Origin of the sequence: Noviherbaspirillum sp., assembly GCF_035944575.1 — a bacterium.
Taxonomy (GTDB): Bacteria; Pseudomonadota; Gammaproteobacteria; order Burkholderiales; family Burkholderiaceae_D; genus Noviherbaspirillum.
The window spans coordinates 1-16089 of sequence record NZ_DASZBA010000235.1 but is presented as its reverse complement, the minus strand read 5'-3'; the positions used below and the strand labels follow the sequence as shown (position 1 = coordinate 16089).

Below are 16089 nucleotides of genomic sequence, written 5' to 3'. Positions count from 1 at the left end.
TGGTGATCAGCGGAACATGTCGGCGCGGTCGGCGTTGATCGCGTTCGTGCGCAACTCGGTCGCCAGCGCGGACGCTTCGGTACGGATGGGCTGGAATTCCTTCACCCGGTCATCGGCGATCACCTTGGCCGCGATTGCCACGGCAAGTGTCGCCGCCGACGCCGCGGTGGCGACCGCGTTCGCCGCCACCGCGGCCGCACCGGCGGCGATGATGCCGGCCAGCGCACCTTGCGACACCAATGTCTGAGACACGGCGATGAGCATGGTGGCCGCTGCGGTGGATACGCCGGCCGCGGCCGAGGCGACGCCTGCGGTGGCGCTGGCCACCTTGGCACCGGCCATTTCGGCGGCGAGTTCGAGCTGGTAATGGTAATCGCCCATGCTGGTGTCCAGAATGGCGGCGCTGCTGGCTGCATTCGGATGGGCATGGCCGGCGGCGGCAAGCATGCCGGCGCAACCGATCCGCTCGAACACCTGGGCGAAATCCGCGACGCGTACGGTGTCGTCATAGTTGCCGGTGACGGTTGTCGAAGGCGCCGCGAAAGAGGCGGCGACAGTATTGCCGCCGTCGAACGGATTGCCGTCGCCGTCGGCGTCACGCGTGCCGGGCAAGGCCAGCGCATAAGCGACGTTGCGCACGACGTTGCCACCGCCATCGCGGATGGCAAGCAGGCCGGGGTTCCGGACCGCTCCGCCGGCATTGGCCAGTGCGGTGCAGAAATCGATGCCGCCACTACGGCCGAGGGGCGTGGTGACCGCCGCTACCGGCGTGCCGCCTGCCAGCAGCGGCCAGAAGCGGTCGCGCGACGCGGCAAGATCGGCATCGGATCGGGCACTCGCTGAATAGGATCGGTAGACGCCGTATCGCACTGCCGCCAGATCGGCGCGTGCAAGTCCAAGCGTCACTACCGGCAGCCGGTTTGCAAGGCCGGTACAGTCCGCCACGCCGTCGCCATTCAGGTCCGGGCATGGTTCGCCTGCAACAATAAGGCCACAATCCTCCACGCCGTCGTTATTGATGTCGGGGCAAGGCAGCCTGTTATTCGCGGCGACGTAACCCATCAACGCCTGCTCGGCGGCGGCCAGCGCCGGCGGCGCTTCCGCTTCGGCGATGCGCTGGTTGGCAACGAAGCCGAAACGCCAGATGAGGATCAGCACGAGGCCCAGCAGGCCAATGCCGATCGACAGTTCGATCAGCGTGTATCCGCGCGCACGCTGCATATCGGGTGCATTGCTCATGGCAGCAATCCTTTCGCATCCTGGCCGGTTGCCCGCGCGGCGGCAGCCGCCGCCTCGGCGCTGCTCACCGCCTTGTACTGTTGGGCCGCGAGCTCTTGTTCCCTTGCCTTTTGCAGCGCCTGCGTAGCGGTGACGGTCGATGCGATCGCGGCGGCCTCGGAGGCGGTGGCGGCAGCGATCGCAAGCGCGCCGCCGGCGATGGCGCCGGCCAGTCCGCCTGCGGTTTCGACCGCGAGTGCGATGGCGGTCGCGGTGGTCGCCACCGCATCGATCAGGTCCACCGTCGCGAGCGCCACGCCGACACCGGCAAGCGTCAGGTTGAGTTCGCGCACCGATATCGCAAACGTGCGGAAGCGCAGGATCATTGCCGCAACCCGGTCGCTGTCATACGCCGCGTAGGCGGCACGCGCGGCACTGTTGGCAGCGGCGATGCGGCTCACGCAGCCGAGCTTGCCGAACAATTCCGGCGCGCCCACGGTCACGGTTTCGTTGTCGTAGGCGGCATTCTTCGGCGTGCCGCCGGCTTCGAACCGGCCCGCCGTCGTGTTCAGGCCGGCGAACTGTCCGTCGCTGCCGGCAACGGCAAGTCCGTAGGCGATCGGCGCGGCGGGCGTGCCGGCGGTGAGCGACGCGCCCGGCGTGCGTTGCGCGTTGATCAGCGCCGCGCAGAAATCGAGTCCGTTGATCCCTGCCGACACAGCGCCCGGCGGCAGCATTTGCACGTAACGGTTCTTCGCCGTTGCGAGGTCGGCGTCTTCGGGGATAAGGTTTGACGGTGCGCGATAAACGCCATACCGGATCGGTGCGCGCAGAGTGATGCCGAGGGTTTGCACCGGCAGCCAGCCGGTGGTGCCCGCGAACGTTGCGTCTTCAGCGCCGCCCGGCGTGCTGGCCGGCAGCGGCAGGCGACCGTGGATGAGGACATATCCCTGCAATGCCTGTTCGGCTGTCTGGAGCGGCGTGGCGGTCAGGCGCGCGACCGCAGGCAGGCTTTTGACACGCGGCACAAGCTGCCAGAGCGCAAGGCCGATCAGGCCGGCGATCATCATGGCCAGCGCCAGTTCGACCAGCGTGTGGCCGCGCATCGCGTATTTCATGTGTCGCGGAGGATGTCGTTGCTGCGTCATTTGACCGTTCCTGACTGGTCCGCCTGGCGCAGGATTGCTTCCGCGCCCTGCCATACCGAAATGGCGGAAGGCGTCGTCCCGCCGGCGGGCACCTTGTTGAGCTCGTTCTGGAAATTCGTCACCGAAGCCTGCAGATTGTTCGCACTGGTGCGGGTGGATGTCGCGGCACGTTCCTTTTCGGTGGCGGCGCGGTCGCTCGCGAGATAGGTCTCATACGCCTTGGTCGTGTTATCGAGCGCGGTGCGTACCTGTGCGCTGCCGTCGACATTCGTCGTGGTGGTCTTGTTATCCACCGTGGTGCTGTAACTGTACTTGTAGGCATTGATCGCCGTGTCGCGCGACGCGCTGTACTTGGTCCATGCGGTATTCGACGTGGTGAGCGCGGCGCTGGCCCGCTGTTCGGCGGCGGTTGCCGCCGCGGCAAGCTCCGCCGCCTTGGTACGCAGGCTGGCCTGCATGTCCTGCTGGATCTGCTTGAACTGGTCGCCCGAGGTGACCTGGGTATTCACGTCCGCCGGCAGCCCGGCGGGTAATTCGAATGCCGGCGCATTGAGCGCGGCGGCGGTATCGTTGGCTTCCTTGCGGGCATTGTCGGCAGCGCCCTTGAGCGCTTCGTAAGTCGCCCGCGCATCCAGGTAGGCACGGTAGTCGGCCAGCGCGGTATCGAGATACGTATCGCGCGGATTGCCGGCGCGGTCGTAGCTGTGCGCGGTGTTGTACAAGGTCGTCACATTGTTGTCGTAGGCCGTCTTCGCGGTGTTGGCCGCGGCGCGTGCCGTGGTGGCTTCCGACTGCGCGGTGAGCGCTTTCGCGTCGGCCTGCGCGGCGGCGGCCTGCATGTCGGCGAGGTATTTCGCCAGGTCGGTGGTGGTCGGCGTGGCGGCGATGCCCGCCTTCGCGGTCACCGCGATGCTCATCCCGGTCGCGGTGAGATTGGCCGCAAGCGCCGCGCCGTTGAGCACGATGGAGGTGGCTGCCGCCGCAACCGCCGCGGCGCCTGTCGCTACCGCGGCCGACAGGCTGGGCACCAGCGCGCAGCCGACGATCACCGCGCAGGCGGCGATGGCCGCCGACAACGCAGTGATCGCCGCCGACAGGGTCGCGGCAGCGGTCACGGTGGCGGCGATCGCCAGACCCATCTTCAGCGCCGAGATGCCGGACTTGACGGCGGATACGCCGGTGTTGACGCCTGCCAGCACCGCCGCCCAGATCTGCTGGTCACGCACTTCGGCAGCCACATCGGCGGCGCGCGACAGGGTTTCGACGCTGCGCACGGTTTCCGGGCAGGCCAGCAGTGACGACAGTTCGCCCAGTCCGCGCGCCAGTACCATGTCGTCGTAGCCGCCGTCCGCCGGCCGGGCCGGCGACTCGACACGCGCGGTCGCTCCGCCATTCAGCGCGCCGTCGAAAGGATCACCGTCGCCATCGGCATCCTGGCCGTGCTCGACGATGGCAAATGCAATGTTGGTAAACCCGCCCGACACGATCTGGGCCGCACCGGCGTCTGCCGCTGCCGCCGCGGCGCCCGACAGGCTGCTGCAGAAATCCAGTCCGTTCGTCGCGCCGAATGCATGGCGCTCGCCGTCCCATTTGGCCGGATTGAACCGGTCGGTACTCGTCGCGAGGTCGGCCCCGGTACCGCGGTACACCACGTAGCGCATGCGCACCGCGCCGCGCGCGGGCGCGCTCGCGTCCAGTCCGAGCGATGCTTGTCCGGGAGTGGCGTGCGCCAGGGATGCATGCGGCAGCCAGCCTTTCTGCACCCCGGCGCTGCAGTTTTCAAAGCCGTTGCCGGCCGTATCGGGGCATGGCAGGCGGCCGTGCAGTTCGACGAACCCGGCCACTGCCCGTTCGGCGGCAGCGAGTTGCGCTCGCCGGTCGACATCGAAGCCGCGGGTATGCGTCGCGCCGAGGAACAGATAACCCGCCACCAGCAGGATGCCGAGCAATCCGATCGCGGCACTCAGCTCCAGCAGCGAGAAACCGCCGGCGCGGCGCTGCGGCGGACGAAGCATCGGACGTGGCGGCATCATTGCAGGCATCGTTTTCCGTTCATCTCTTCTAGCGCATCGGCGCCAGCGATGCTTCGCGCACCAGCTCATACATCGGCAGCAGCAGCGCCACCACCAGCAGGATGAAGAACGCGCCGGCGGCAAGAATCACCAGGGGCTTGATGATTTCGGACAAGGAAGCGATCAGGCGCGCGAGCCGCTGCCGGTATTCGCCCGCCAGATGCGCGAGTTGCGCGTCGAGCGAACCGCTCTCCTCGCCCACCTTGATCATGCGCAGCGCCATCGGCGGAAAGCCGCCCACCTGGCGCATCGCGTCACCCAGCATGTCGCCCCTGTCCACGGCGATGCGCACCTGCGCGATGCGATGGCGGTAGTACTCATCCGACAGGGAGCGCTCCAGCACGCCGAGACTGCGGGCAATGTCGATGCCGGCGGTGATGAGCAGAGACAGGTATTCGGTGATGAACGCCATGCCGGATGCGGTGATCAGCACGCGGGCGATCGGCAGCCGGTGTGCCAGGCTGTAGGCCACCTGGCGAGAGCGCGGATGCAGTTTCACCAGCAGAAAGATCCCGAGGAATACGCACACCAGGAGCGTCAGCGACACCGCCGCATGCGCCTGCAGCCAGCGCGATCCCTGCAGGATCATTACCGTCAGCGCTGGCAGCTTCAGCCGCATCTGGGTGAACAGTTCAGCCAGGTTGGGAATGACGTAGTAGATCCAGAAGATCGCGACCAGGAAGATCGATGCAAACGCGAACGACGGATAGATCAGCGCCTGCCGCACATCGCGCTTGAGCGCCGACAGCCGCTCGATATGCTCGGCGGCTTCCAGCAGCATGCGGTCCACCGTGCCGGTTTCCTCGCCGATCACGAGAAGGTTGCGCACCGATTCGGGGAACAGGTCGGGATGGCGGGCAAAGGTTTCCGATACCGAGGCGCCGGAATCAAGGTCGGCGGCAAGCATGCGGGCCGTCGCGGCCGCCGGCCGATGCGCGGCGTCGCTTTCCTCGGCGATCGATTTCAATGCATTGACGATCGGCACGCCGGCGCGCGTCATGACCGCGAGGTCGCGCAACAGGCCGCTCAGCTCGGCGGCCGGGAGGCGACGCCGGGTGAAGCTGCTCAACGCGGATGCCACGCTGGTCGACCAGCCGGGCAAGCGGTACAGCTTCAGCACCGTGGCATTGAAATGCCGCTCCAGCCAGAGCTTGGCCGACAGATCGCGTTCCACCATCAGGCGCAGCACGCCGCTGCGCACCCGGCCGTTGGCCAGCAGAACCCGGTAGGCGTAAGTATTCATCGGGCCGCGTCTCCCGGTTGCGGTTCTTCACCGATCACCCGCGCCACTTCGTCGAAGGTGGTCTGGCCTTGCGCGATGCGCCACTTCGCCATTTCCGCGATCGGTGCAAATCCGGAAGCCAGCGCTGCTTCGCGCAACGCCGCCCGTGATGCTCCGGCGGCGATGGCGTTGCACAGCGCATCGTCGGCAACCAGGATTTCATACACCGGCAGGCGCCCGAGATAGCCGGTATTGCCGCACCGCGCGCAGCCGCAGGATTTGCCGACATGGCTGGCCGCATGCGCGCCGAGCCAGCGCTGCTGCGCTTCCGTGACGGGCACCTGCTCGATGCAGAAGGGGCAATTGCGGCGCACCAGGCGCTGGTTGATGACGGCCACCAGGTTTTCCGCGATGGTCTGCGCTTCCAGGCCGAGCGGCAGCAGGCGCGGCACCACGCCGAATACGCTTGCGACGTGCAGCGTCGACAGCACGAGATGGCCAGTGGCCGATGCGGTAACGGTAGCCTGCGCGGTTTCCGCGTCGCGGATCTCGCCCACCAGCATGACGTCGGGATCGTGGCGCAGGAAATGCCGCAGGGCGGTGCTGAATTCATACCCGGCGCGGCGGTTCACCTGCGTCTGGCAGATGGTCGGCAGCCGGTATTCGATCGGGTCCTCGACGGTCAGGATGTTCCGTTCGATCAATGCCTGCAGCCGCAGGGCGGCGTGCAGCGTGGTGCTCTTGCCCGACCCGGTCGGTCCGGTGAGGAGCACCATGCCGGACGGCTTGGCGAAGATTTTCTGCAGCAGCGCGATGTCCTGCTCGCGGAAGCCGAGCTGGTCGAGGCGTGCGAGATCGGTGCGCTCGGGCAGCAGGCGCAGCACCAGCCGTTCGCCGTATTCCGATACCAGCGACGATACCCGCACCGTGAACGGCGTCTCGAACACGGTGGTATGCAGGCTGCCGTCCTGCGGTCGGCGCTGTTCCGAGATATCCATCTCGGCGGTGAGCTTGATGTACACCAGCAGCCTCGACAGTGCCTGCGGCATCGCAAACTTCGGACGCAGCACGCCGTCGATGCGGAACAGCACATGGAAGCTGCTGCCGGAAGGGTCAATATGGATATCGGTCGCGCGCTCGCGGACGGCGAGCGTCAGCACGTGCTCCAGCAGCTTTTCCGGTCCGCGGGTGCGGTCGGCATCGTCGGCCAGCAGCGCCACCTCGCGGGTAATCAGCGACTGCACCGGATGCTGGGCGAAATAGAATTCCTGCCGCACCATCTGCGCCACCGAGGTGAACTCGCCCTGGAAGAAGTGGGCGCGCACGCCGCAGCGGCGTTGCACCAGTTCGGCCACATCGGCGGGATCGCCGCTGCCGAGCAGGATATCGACGGCGCCGTTGCGCCGCGCCAGCGGCATGAAGCCGCGCGTGAGACAGAGCTCGCGGTTGAACAGTGACATCAGCTGCGGATCGGGAACCTGCGCCAGGTCGGCGGCCAGGAAGTCGATGCCGCGCTGCTCGGCCAGGTTGATCGCAAGATCGCGCTCGGTCAGCAGGCCGTGCGCGATCAGCAATTGCCCGAGCCGGCCGCCTTCGACCTCCTGTTTTTGCAGCGCGTATTCAAGTTGTACGGCGGACAGCTTGCCCTGTGCGACGAGGCGTTCGCCCAGCATCATCGGCGATTGCTCTTCCGGCATGGCATCAAGCTTTAATGGAGCGTTCATCGTGTGGTCATCCTTGATTCATCCTTGCCATTCGCCGCCGATGCCGTTTCCTGTTCCAGCAGCAACAGCGTCGCGCCGTCGAGCAGCGGCGTCGCGGGCAATCCGTGGTGCGCGCGGTAGCGGCTCAACGCATCGCGCGACCGTGGTCCCGGCATGCCGTCCAGTTCATCGCGATAAAACCCGGCTGCGGCAAGTCGGGCCTGCAACATGCGCGTGGCATCCGGCGCACCGTCCTGCAATGCGTAGGGCGTGTGCTTCGGCCGCCAGAGAACCCAGGCGCCGGCCTGGTCGCGCCAGGCGCAATGGGGTGTGGCTAACCGGTTTCCGGACGGTGCGGCGGCAATCGCCAGTCCGTGTGCCGCCAGAGCGTGCGGCAATGCGTCGCGCGTTGCGGGCTGCATGCCGCCATCGATACCGGCTTCCAGCACCGGCACCCAGGCGGATGCATCGAGCGCATCGAGACAGCCCCGCAGCGCGGACTTTTCGTTATCGCCGGCGATGGCTACCGTTGCCGGCATGGCCGGTGCGTTCAAGCCTGATGGCTTCGCCTGCACCACCGCCCAGGCTGTCAGCGCCACGCTGCAACCGGCGACCGCGGTGGCGATCAGCGTGCGCATCGACGGACGGACGGTCCTGCTCTGCATGACCGGCACCGGTGGTGCGGACGGATGCGGGAACATGCCCGCCTCGGCGGCGGCGGTGTCGATCAGGGCGGCATCGATGCTGCGTTCGGTGCGTGTCATGACGCCGTACAGGCAACGGTCGAGAATCAGGTGCATGCGGCGCGGATTGCCGTTAGCATGCCGGTACAGGGCACGGCAGGCGGCGTCATCGATCGTGATCGGGGCCGATGCGTCGCCGAGACAATGCGTGATGCGGAATTCGATGTAGCGCGTGCAGTCCTGTTGCGACAAGGGGGCGAGCTGCACGTGCTGCACGATGCGGCTGGCGAGTTGCCGGATCGACGGCTGGGCGAGAAGCTGCGCCAGTTCAGGCTGGCCGGACAGGACGATCTGCAGCAGCTTGTGCTGGCGGGTTTCCAGGTTCGACAGCAGGCGCACGAGTTCCAGCGTGGCGATATCAAAGTTCTGCGCGTCGTCGATCAGCACCACGCAGGCCTGCCCGCGCCCGTTCGCTTCAATCAGAAATCGGTTCAGCCGGTCGAGATCGTCGGCCATGTCGACACCGGGTTCCAGGCCGAAGTCGCGGTTGATCGCGAGCAGGAGGTCGCGCCCCTTGAGGAAAGTATTGAACACATAGGCGAGCCGGCAATCGGCATCGAGCAGCTTGTCGATCAGGCTGCGCAGGAAGGTGCTTTTGCCGGTGCCGATTTCGCCCGTCAGCAGCACGAATCCCTTGCCGGTGACCAGGCAATGCTCGACTTCGGCGAACTGCCGCTCGATGTCCGGCGTGCGGAAATAGCAATCCGCATCCGGCGTCTGCGGAAAGGGATTGCGCACGAAGCCGAGTGCGCGCAACTGGGGAGCGAGGCCGGCGCTCATGAACGGTCTCCGAACCGCGCCAACGCCTGGCGCACCGCGTCGGATTCGGGCAGGCGCTCGGCCAGTCCGGCAACGATGCGGCGCGCTTCATCCTTTTGCCCGAGCATCCAGTGCGACAGCGCCATGTTGATCGATGCCGATTCATCGTCCGGCAGGCGCTCGGCGATGCTGCGATACAGCGGGAGCGACGTCTTCGCATCGCCGGAGCGCAATGCATGCCATGCCCGCAGGCGCAGCAGGGTGATACTTTCGGGCGGCAACTGCTTGCCCAATTGCTGCAGCAGGCGGGTCGCATCGTCATAGCGTTCGGCGTCGATGGCCTGACGTATGTCGGCGGCGATGCGATCGACATTCTCCACGGCCGGAGCGGTGGCGGCACTGACCTGGATTGCGCCGGCCGGCACCCGCTCCACCGGCTTCGGGCTGGCTTGCGCGGGGGCGCTGTCGACAGCCGCTGCCTTGTCGTCGGCGCCTGCAGTCGGTGCGGCAGGCGGCGTCGCCGGCGCCGTGACGGCCTGGACCGCCGGCTTTGCAACCGTGGCGACCACCGCTGCCGTTACCGGCACGTTTTCCCGCACCGGAGCAGGCAGCTCGACCGGCGCCGGATAAAGGACGGCCGGCGGCGTCAGCGCAGCCAGCGTAACATCCGGCTGCAGGGCTGTGGAACGGGGCGCGGACTGCGCGGGCAACACCGGCGCAGCGTCGACGGGACCGGATTTCGCTTGCGTATGGGAGATCCATACCGCGCCTGCGCCGCACACTGCCATCGCGGTGCTCGCGACCACGATCAGCCAGGGCCAGCGGGCCTCGCGCATGCAGGGTGGCTGGCTCGCTTGCGCTGCCGCCTGTGGCGTGGCCTTCGGGCCGCGCGACTGGTCGTCCAGCGCCGCGATGGCGGAATGCATCAGGCTCACAGCAGTTTCACCTTCAGCACCATGATAAGTTCGCGACTGCGATTCGCCGTCCCCTGGGCGCCGAATGCGCGACCTACCACCGGCACATCGGACAGTCCCGGCATGCCGCTGTCGGTGCTGGAGGTATTCTGGTCGATCAGGCCGCCGAGGATGACGGTGTCGCCATCCTTGATATTCAGCGTGGTCGTCATGCCCTTGTAGCTCACTTTCGGCAGGGTCACGCGATTGCCGCCGCCGACGTCGAGCAATTGCAGGCTCGCCGCATCGACTTCGGTCTGCATCGGATGGATCATCAGATCGACGTTGCCGCGATCGCTGATGAACGGCACCACGCCGACCACGATGCCGGCGAATACCGAATCGGTCTGCACGTCGGCGGTGGTGGTGGCCGCGCCGCCGCCGGGGTTGGTGACGGTCACCGACGACTTCGAGATGAAGCGGTTGCTGGTGCCGACCGACAGCAGCGCGGGGCTGTTGTTGCGCACCCGGATGCTCGGGTTGGACAGCACCTTGACATTGCCGAAGGTGCGCAGCAGGTTGAGCGCCGCGAACACATTCCTGTCGCTGTAGGCGACGCCGGTCGACCGGCCGGCCGGCGAACCGACCGGCTGGGTCGGGAAATTGATCGCCCGCGCCGGCAGGCCGCTGTTGCCCGGGATGATGGCGGACATGGCGGATGCGGTGGCCGGCACGGCGCCAACCGTCGCCGCGACATGGTTGCGCAGCAGTGTCCAGTCGACGCCGAACTGGAACGCATCGCTCAGTTCCACGTCAAGCAATTGCGCTTCGATCAGCACCTGGCGGCGCAACGCGGTCTTGTTGCGGTCGATCAACTTTTCGATCGACCTGACCTGCGCCGGCCTCGCCTTCACATACAGCGTGCCGGACGAGCGGTTGAGCGTATAGCTGCTGCGGCCGGTGCCGCCGTCGGCGTCCGCCTTGTCGCCCTTCTCCGCCTGGCCAGGCTGGCCCGCGGACAGGATGCCCTTGAGGCTGGCTTCGAGCTGGTCATAGGGCTCGACCTGCTTGCCGGTACCGCCGCCGACCGAGATGTTGCTGCGCAGGACGTCGCCGCCACCGCCGCCCGCGCCGCCGGCCGACGACGTGGAGCCGAACACGTTGCCGCCGGCGGAGATGTCGACATTCAGGCGTGAGTTGAGAAAATCGATGTTGAAGAAACGCTCTTCCAGCAGGCTGATCTTGATCGTTTTACCGTCGGTGGTGCCGGCAAGGTCGAAGGTTTCGAGGATGTGGCGGTACAGTTCCCGCGCCGTCACCCGGTTCAGGTAGAAGCTGGCGCGCTTGTCGATCGCCATGACTTCCGGATCGATCAGGATATTGGTCTTGGACTGCTCCGACAGCACATGCAGGATTGCCGGCAGCGTGGCGTTCTGCAGCTTGATGGTGACGACGATGTCTTCCAGCGGATCGTACTGCGGCGGCACCGCTTCCGGGACCGGCGCGACGTCGCGCTTCTCGATCTGCTGCAGCCATGCCTCGCGCGCGGCGGCCAGCTTCGCCGATTCCAGGGCAAGGTTGTCGGTCATGGCCTGCAGCGTCCTGCGGTCGGTATCCGCAATGTTTTCCAGGCTGCGCTGGGTGGGCGTGGTGCATGCGCCGAGCAGGGCCATGCCGATCATGGCGCACAGCGCCGACCGGGTCAGAGAAACCGTGTTGTTTTTCATTGAATTTTCCACAAGTCCGCCGTGTTTTAGTGATTCAGTCGCGCCAGGAGCGCATAGAAGCCGAAGGCTTCGGTCGTGTCGTCAAAGCCGCTGTCCGCCGCCCTGGTCGGCGCTGAGAAGCAGCGTCCGGTGCCGGGCAATGATTGATGGATGCCGTCGAAGCCGCGGCCGTCGCCGTCTCGATCGGCGCCGGGCAGCGTAACCACGAACGCCGGATTGCTGCGCGCGCCGCCGCTGCAATTTTCGGCACCGTTCGCGGCGCCGTCGCCGGTCAGGTAAGGATGCGAATCCGATAATCCGTGCGTGGCCGCGGTGCGCAGTGCATGCAGGAAATCGGACCGTGCGGCATGGCCGGGAGTACCCGCCGGGTCGCCGGTAAATTCCCGCGCGGCAGCCAGGTCAGCCGCGGCGTTGCGATAGACGCCGTACAGCGCACGCGATCCGGGCGCCGGCATCGGCAAGCCGACCGACAGGTAGGGAAACATGCCGACCTGATCGGTGGCCGCGCAGACGCCGCCGGTGCCTTCATGGCCGCTGTTGTCCATGCTCGGACACGGCAGGCGGAAACGGCTTGCGGCGAAGGCGATCGCCGCCTCCGTCAGCACCGTCGCGCTTGCCTGCACGGATATCTGCTGGTTCGCCCGGTCGGCCAGCCGCGCATAGGCGGCCGCGCCGGTTGCCGCCATCAGGCCGATGACCGCGATCGTCAATGCCATTTCGGTGACGGTGAAGCCGCGCGCGGATGTGCCTTGACTGCCGGAGCGCTTCATTTTTTCGTTCCGCCCGCATCCGGCGCAGCCACAGGTGCCGGCATGCCGGGCTGATTGACCGATACATCGTTGCGCAACTGTCCCTGAAGCTGCTGCAGCTGCGCCATCTGTGCCTTCAGCTTGTTCATGTCGGGGCCACCCGGCTTCCTGGCTTCGCGCTCCATCTCCTGCGCCAGCTGCTGCAGCTGCTGCGCCTTGTCGAGGTTGCTGCGCACTGCCGGAATATTGACACCCGCCACGATCGGCGCGCCTTCGATTTCCTGCAGCTTGGCCAGGGTCGCGTCCACCTGTTTCGCATCGGGCTGCCGGCCTTGCTGCGTCTGCCGCAGGATGTCGGCCTGCAGCGCCTGCAGTTCAGCCAGGCGTTTTTGCTTTTCCTGCCCGCCTGCCGGCACGGTCGCGCCCGATGCCTGCGAATTGTTCATCCATGGAGCGGGCGTGTTGACCGATGGCGCCGCCGGGCCGGTGCCGGCCTGTGGCGTCGGCGGCTGGCTGCCGGGATAAATGCCGGTGCCGCCGGCCTTGTCTGTCGCGGCCGGGACACCGCCCTGGCCCGGCGCCGGCGCGGATACGCCGGGAATGCCGGGCTGGCGCGGGTCCGGCATCAGCACCAGCGCGGCAACCAGCACGACCAATACCGCGATGCCCGCGACGATCCAGTTCTTCACTTTGCGCCTTCCTGCCGTTGCCGCGTCACGCCGCCCACGGGACGGGTCGGCAGGGCCTGCAGCGTGATGCGGCGGCCGCGGTTTTCAATCACCACCCGCTCGGCGTCGATGGAGACGACGCGCATGCCATTCGACAGTTCGTCGCCGACACCGACCATATCGCCGTTGATGACCGCCCTGCGCATGTCCTGCGACAGATAAATGAGCGATACCGCCGGTTCGGCGTCCGCTTGCGGCGCGGTCCGCGCTACGGACGGCGCGGCGGCCACCGGCGCCGGCGGCGGTTCCACGCCGAGCGCCAGCGGCGCGCCCGGGAGCGCGGCGGACGATGCCAGCCGGTTGAGCTGGTCGAGCGTGTTTTGCAGGTCGCGCAGGCGGGTCATGGCGGACGAAGCCGCAGTGTCGGTCGCCGGCGCGGCAGACTCGGCAACCATCGGCCGCACCTGCGGCTGCGGCCTGGCGACCAGCACGGCCACCGCGCCCAGCACCAGCAGAGCGGTCAGGTTCAGCAGGACGGCGAGATACTTGATCATTGCGGAGCTCCTTCGGCGCGCCGCACCAGGTAGGAAAAGAAACCCGGCTGCTGGCCTTGCCCGCCGGTGTCTTCCGCATCGATGCGATAGCCGGCGGTGCGCATGGCGGCGACAAAGCCTGCCAGCGCCTGGCCGGAAGCACCGCTGACCGGCACGCCGTCGACCCGGTAAACGCCGTCGGTTGCCACCATCCGCACACGCATGATGCGCACGCGCTGATCGGCGGCGCCGCGCAGCGTATCGAGCAGGCTAAGCACATCCGGGCTGCGCAGCGCGGCGGCCATGCCGTCGAGCAGGTTCAATGTCGGGTTGTACTTCACCAGCAGTTGTCCCGCCGGCACATCCAGTCCGGCGGCATGTTGTTCCAGCGTGGTTGCGCGGGCGGCGGTTTCGAATGCGCGGTTATTCATCCGCGCGGTTTCCGCGCCGAGATAGCCCGCGGCGGCAAGCAGCGCGATGCCGGCGACGCCGATCACGGCCGCCAGCGGCTTCTTCGCCTGTTCGGCGAAAAACGCCGCGCGCTCGACCGGCGGATTGAGCGCCGCCGTCACCGGCAGGGAAGCCAGCAGTGCCGGCGCGGCGGTGTATATGTCATCTCCGCCCGCCTGGACGTGCTCCACCGGCATGCGGGTCAGTTGCGCATTCAGCGCGGCGGCCAGGGTCCGGGCCGACACATCGGATGCCGACGATGCCATCACGTCGCACCACAGCAGCGTGGGCTGCAACGGCCGGTCAGGCCACTGCTTCGCGAGCTGGGCGGCAAGATTGTCCAGCGCCGTCCGCATATCGTCTTCGTCTTCGGAGTAGGCGGTCACCGCCAGGTAGATCAGCGCATCGGCGTTCGACACCAGCAGCCGCAGCTGCCGCCCGGCGGCAAAGACCACGATGTCGTGGCTGCGCGCCGCGTGCAGCATTGCCGACTCCGGCGTGTACATCAATGCCAGCGCCGCTTCGCCTTTCAGCCAGGTGAAGGCGGATTGCCATGCCGACAGCGGAATCGCGCTATAGAACACGCGGCTTCCGCCTCCGGAGGCGACGATGCGATGCAGCAGGATGCGTGCTTCGGCGTCGAGCATGCCTTCGGAACGCAGCCGCTTCTCGATCACCGGACCGGCGAACTCGGCCTTGACGTCGACCGCGGCCACGCCGGCGATGACGCCGCCGAAATCGCCGAGGATGCGGCTTGGTGCGGACAGCGAAGGCGCGGTTGCGGCAGCCTGCCAGTTGCCGCCGAGGCGGCTGATCCAGCGACCGTCCAGCGAAAGAATCAGATCCTGTTTCATACGTCCTATTGCCCCAGGCGGAAATACATCATGCCGCGCAGTGTCAGCAGCACCGGCTGGCGTGTGGTCTTCGGCATATCGAACAAGCCTTCATCTGGCTGCGTAACCGACAGCTCGAATTCCTCCAGCTTCATGACCTGGCCGGCGTGGCGCGCGGTGCCGGCCAGGATCTGGTTGACTTCGGTACGCAGCAGGTTCTGTTGGCGCACATTGACATGGCGCTCGCTCCAGCCCTGCGGCGACGTGCCGGCTGCGTCGGCCTGCTGCTTGAGCTTCTCGGCGGCGGTAAGCAGTGCGCGATTCGTATCTGCCCTTGCCTGGCGCAACCGCGTCTGCGCCATCTCCGCATCGGCCGCCAGCACCGCCCGCTGCGCACTGTCATGCGCCGAGCGGGCATACGCGAAGGCCACTGCGCCGGCGGCAAGCACGCAGACCGCGATGATCAGCAGCACGTTGCCGGCGCGATGTGTGAGCGTCGCAGACATCACTGATCCATCACCCAGTGCGCGGTGACCAGCATGACCTGGTTTTCATCGCGGTTCTGGCCGGTGCCTGTCGCCGTTGCGCTGGTCTCGGTGGAGGCGTAAGTATTGTTTGCAGCCCACTCGGTGCCGGGCCGGTTGTTCGACGGCTCGCTGGAGTTGTTTGCGCTGTTTTGCATGCGGAAGCGTCCTTCGAGCGCGTCCGGTTTGCCATCCACCATCTGGTCGAGATAGCGGGCAAGATCCGGCGTCAGGCCGCGTACCACCAGCACGTTGCCGGCGCCGCTGATGGTGCCCGGCGGATTCCACTGGAAGCACACCTGCAGCTCGGCGATGTTGCCGTTGGAGTCGGTGTACTGGTAACGGTCTTCCTTGCCTTCGCCGCGGCCGGGCGGCATGCGGATGCCGATGCGCTGCATGAGCTGGCGCAGGTTTTGCGCGGCCAGCTTCGGATCGCCTGCGCCGACGGCATTCTGTGCGAAGCCCTGGCCGCTGCAGATACGCAGCCCGGTATTGGCATAGCTTGCCGGTACGCCGGGCAATGCGCCGTCCAGGTTGCCGGCGGAAGCGGTTGCGCCGCCGATCGTGGCTTCGTTACCGTTGATCATGCCGGTCGGTGCGACCTGGCTGTCGCCGAGCAGCGTGCCGGTGCGCTGGTAGTAGCCGTCGTAAGCCTTCTTCCATTCAAAAACGAATTTGTTGCCGACCTTCTGGTACTCGGCGTTGCGCTGCACGTCCTTGCCGATCGACAGCGCGCCGAGGATCAGGCCGATGATGACCAGCACGATGGCCATTTCGACCAGGGTGAAGCCGCGTTCGTGGTGGCGCAGGGATGGTAGTGATGACATGTTGGTCTCCTGCGGATTAC

14 protein-coding genes are annotated in these 16089 nt (G+C 66.9%); all 14 read right to left on the bottom strand.

All coding sequences use genetic code 11. The features are described from left to right. Positions 1–6: 6 nt before the first annotated feature. The 14 genes from VGU61_RS18680 to VGU61_RS18615 are packed head-to-tail and all read right to left on the bottom strand — an operon-like array spanning position 7 to position 16015. Positions 7–1239 carry a hypothetical protein gene (locus VGU61_RS18680; protein WP_326860759.1) on the bottom strand — a complete coding sequence of 411 codons (1233 nt, stop codon included), beginning with the start codon at positions 1237–1239 and terminating at the stop codon, positions 7–9. Continuing rightward, positions 1236–2366, bottom strand: a complete 1131-nt coding sequence (locus tag VGU61_RS18675) for a hypothetical protein (RefSeq protein WP_326860758.1) — start codon at positions 2364–2366, stop codon at positions 1236–1238. Before VGU61_RS18675 ends, VGU61_RS18680 begins: the two co-directional genes overlap by 4 nt. Beyond that, the gene (locus tag VGU61_RS18670; RefSeq protein WP_326860757.1) at positions 2363–4408 is read right to left on the bottom strand and encodes a prepilin-type N-terminal cleavage/methylation domain-containing protein; all 2046 of its coding nucleotides are present in this window, start codon (positions 4406–4408) and stop codon (positions 2363–2365) included. Before VGU61_RS18670 ends, VGU61_RS18675 begins: the two co-directional genes overlap by 4 nt. A 19-nt stretch (positions 4409–4427) precedes the next feature. Continuing rightward, positions 4428–5681 (bottom strand): type II secretion system F family protein, encoded by a 1254-nt coding sequence (locus VGU61_RS18665; RefSeq protein ID WP_326860756.1) that lies wholly within the window; start codon positions 5679–5681, stop codon positions 4428–4430. After that, positions 5678–7384 carry a GspE/PulE family protein gene (locus tag VGU61_RS18660; RefSeq protein ID WP_326860755.1) on the bottom strand — a complete coding sequence of 569 codons (1707 nt, stop codon included), beginning with the start codon at positions 7382–7384 and terminating at the stop codon, positions 5678–5680. Before VGU61_RS18660 ends, VGU61_RS18665 begins: the two co-directional genes overlap by 4 nt. After that, positions 7381–8886, bottom strand: a complete 1506-nt coding sequence (locus VGU61_RS18655) for an AAA family ATPase (protein ID WP_326860753.1) — start codon at positions 8884–8886, stop codon at positions 7381–7383. Before VGU61_RS18655 ends, VGU61_RS18660 begins: the two co-directional genes overlap by 4 nt. Continuing rightward, positions 8883–9791, bottom strand: coding sequence for a tetratricopeptide repeat protein (locus VGU61_RS18650; RefSeq protein ID WP_326860817.1), 909 nt, complete (start codon positions 9789–9791; stop codon positions 8883–8885). The genes VGU61_RS18655 and VGU61_RS18650 overlap by 4 nt, the downstream gene beginning before the upstream one ends. A 5-nt stretch (positions 9792–9796) precedes the next feature. Further along, a complete protein-coding gene (gene mshL, locus VGU61_RS18645; RefSeq protein ID WP_326860751.1) occupies positions 9797–11485 on the bottom strand; it encodes a pilus (MSHA type) biogenesis protein MshL in 1689 nt (562 codons plus the stop codon). Positions 11486–11511: 26 nt separating this feature from the next. Beyond that, complete coding sequence (locus VGU61_RS18640) at positions 11512–12255, bottom strand: prepilin-type N-terminal cleavage/methylation domain-containing protein (protein ID WP_326860750.1); 744 nt, start codon at positions 12253–12255, stop codon at positions 11512–11514. Further along, complete coding sequence (locus VGU61_RS18635) at positions 12252–12923, bottom strand: hypothetical protein (protein WP_326860749.1); 672 nt, start codon at positions 12921–12923, stop codon at positions 12252–12254. Before VGU61_RS18635 ends, VGU61_RS18640 begins: the two co-directional genes overlap by 4 nt. Beyond that, entirely contained in the window at positions 12920–13456 is a 537-nt protein-coding gene (locus VGU61_RS18630; RefSeq protein ID WP_326860748.1) for a general secretion pathway protein GspB, read from the bottom strand. Before VGU61_RS18630 ends, VGU61_RS18635 begins: the two co-directional genes overlap by 4 nt. Further along, entirely contained in the window at positions 13453–14739 is a 1287-nt protein-coding gene (locus VGU61_RS18625; protein WP_326860747.1) for a hypothetical protein, read from the bottom strand. The genes VGU61_RS18630 and VGU61_RS18625 overlap by 4 nt, the downstream gene beginning before the upstream one ends. 5 nt (positions 14740–14744) lie before the next feature. After that, the gene (locus VGU61_RS18620; protein WP_326860745.1) at positions 14745–15224 is read right to left on the bottom strand and encodes a hypothetical protein; all 480 of its coding nucleotides are present in this window, start codon (positions 15222–15224) and stop codon (positions 14745–14747) included. Continuing rightward, a complete protein-coding gene (locus VGU61_RS18615; RefSeq protein WP_326860815.1) occupies positions 15224–16015 on the bottom strand; it encodes a prepilin-type cleavage/methylation domain-containing protein in 792 nt (263 codons plus the stop codon). The genes VGU61_RS18620 and VGU61_RS18615 overlap by 1 nt, the downstream gene beginning before the upstream one ends. Positions 16016–16089 lie beyond the last annotated feature (74 nt).

Excerpts from the sequence above, each read along its gene's own strand:
- VGU61_RS18640 (WP_326860750.1), bottom strand. The coding sequence starts at position 12,255 with ATGAAGCGCTCCGGCAGTCAAGGCACATCCGCGCGCGGCTTCACCGTC.
- VGU61_RS18675 (WP_326860758.1), bottom strand. The coding sequence starts at position 2,366 with ATGACGCAGCAACGACATCCTCCGCGACACATGAAATACGCGATGCGC.
- mshL (WP_326860751.1), bottom strand. The coding sequence starts at position 11,485 with ATGAAAAACAACACGGTTTCTCTGACCCGGTCGGCGCTGTGCGCCATG.
- VGU61_RS18660 (WP_326860755.1), bottom strand. The coding sequence starts at position 7,384 with ATGAACGCTCCATTAAAGCTTGATGCCATGCCGGAAGAGCAATCGCCG.
- VGU61_RS18650 (WP_326860817.1), bottom strand. The coding sequence starts at position 9,791 with ATGCATTCCGCCATCGCGGCGCTGGACGACCAGTCGCGCGGCCCGAAG.
- VGU61_RS18665 (WP_326860756.1), bottom strand. The coding sequence starts at position 5,681 with ATGAATACTTACGCCTACCGGGTTCTGCTGGCCAACGGCCGGGTGCGC.
- VGU61_RS18630 (WP_326860748.1), bottom strand. The coding sequence starts at position 13,456 with ATGATCAAGTATCTCGCCGTCCTGCTGAACCTGACCGCTCTGCTGGTG.
- VGU61_RS18680 (WP_326860759.1), bottom strand. The coding sequence starts at position 1,239 with ATGAGCAATGCACCCGATATGCAGCGTGCGCGCGGATACACGCTGATC.
- VGU61_RS18620 (WP_326860745.1), bottom strand. The coding sequence starts at position 15,224 with ATGTCTGCGACGCTCACACATCGCGCCGGCAACGTGCTGCTGATCATC.
- VGU61_RS18615 (WP_326860815.1), bottom strand. The coding sequence starts at position 16,015 with ATGGCCATCGTGCTGGTCATCATCGGCCTGATCCTCGGCGCGCTGTCG.
- VGU61_RS18625 (WP_326860747.1), bottom strand. The coding sequence starts at position 14,739 with ATGAAACAGGATCTGATTCTTTCGCTGGACGGTCGCTGGATCAGCCGC.
- VGU61_RS18670 (WP_326860757.1), bottom strand. The coding sequence starts at position 4,408 with ATGCCTGCAATGATGCCGCCACGTCCGATGCTTCGTCCGCCGCAGCGC.
- VGU61_RS18655 (WP_326860753.1), bottom strand. The coding sequence starts at position 8,886 with ATGAGCGCCGGCCTCGCTCCCCAGTTGCGCGCACTCGGCTTCGTGCGC.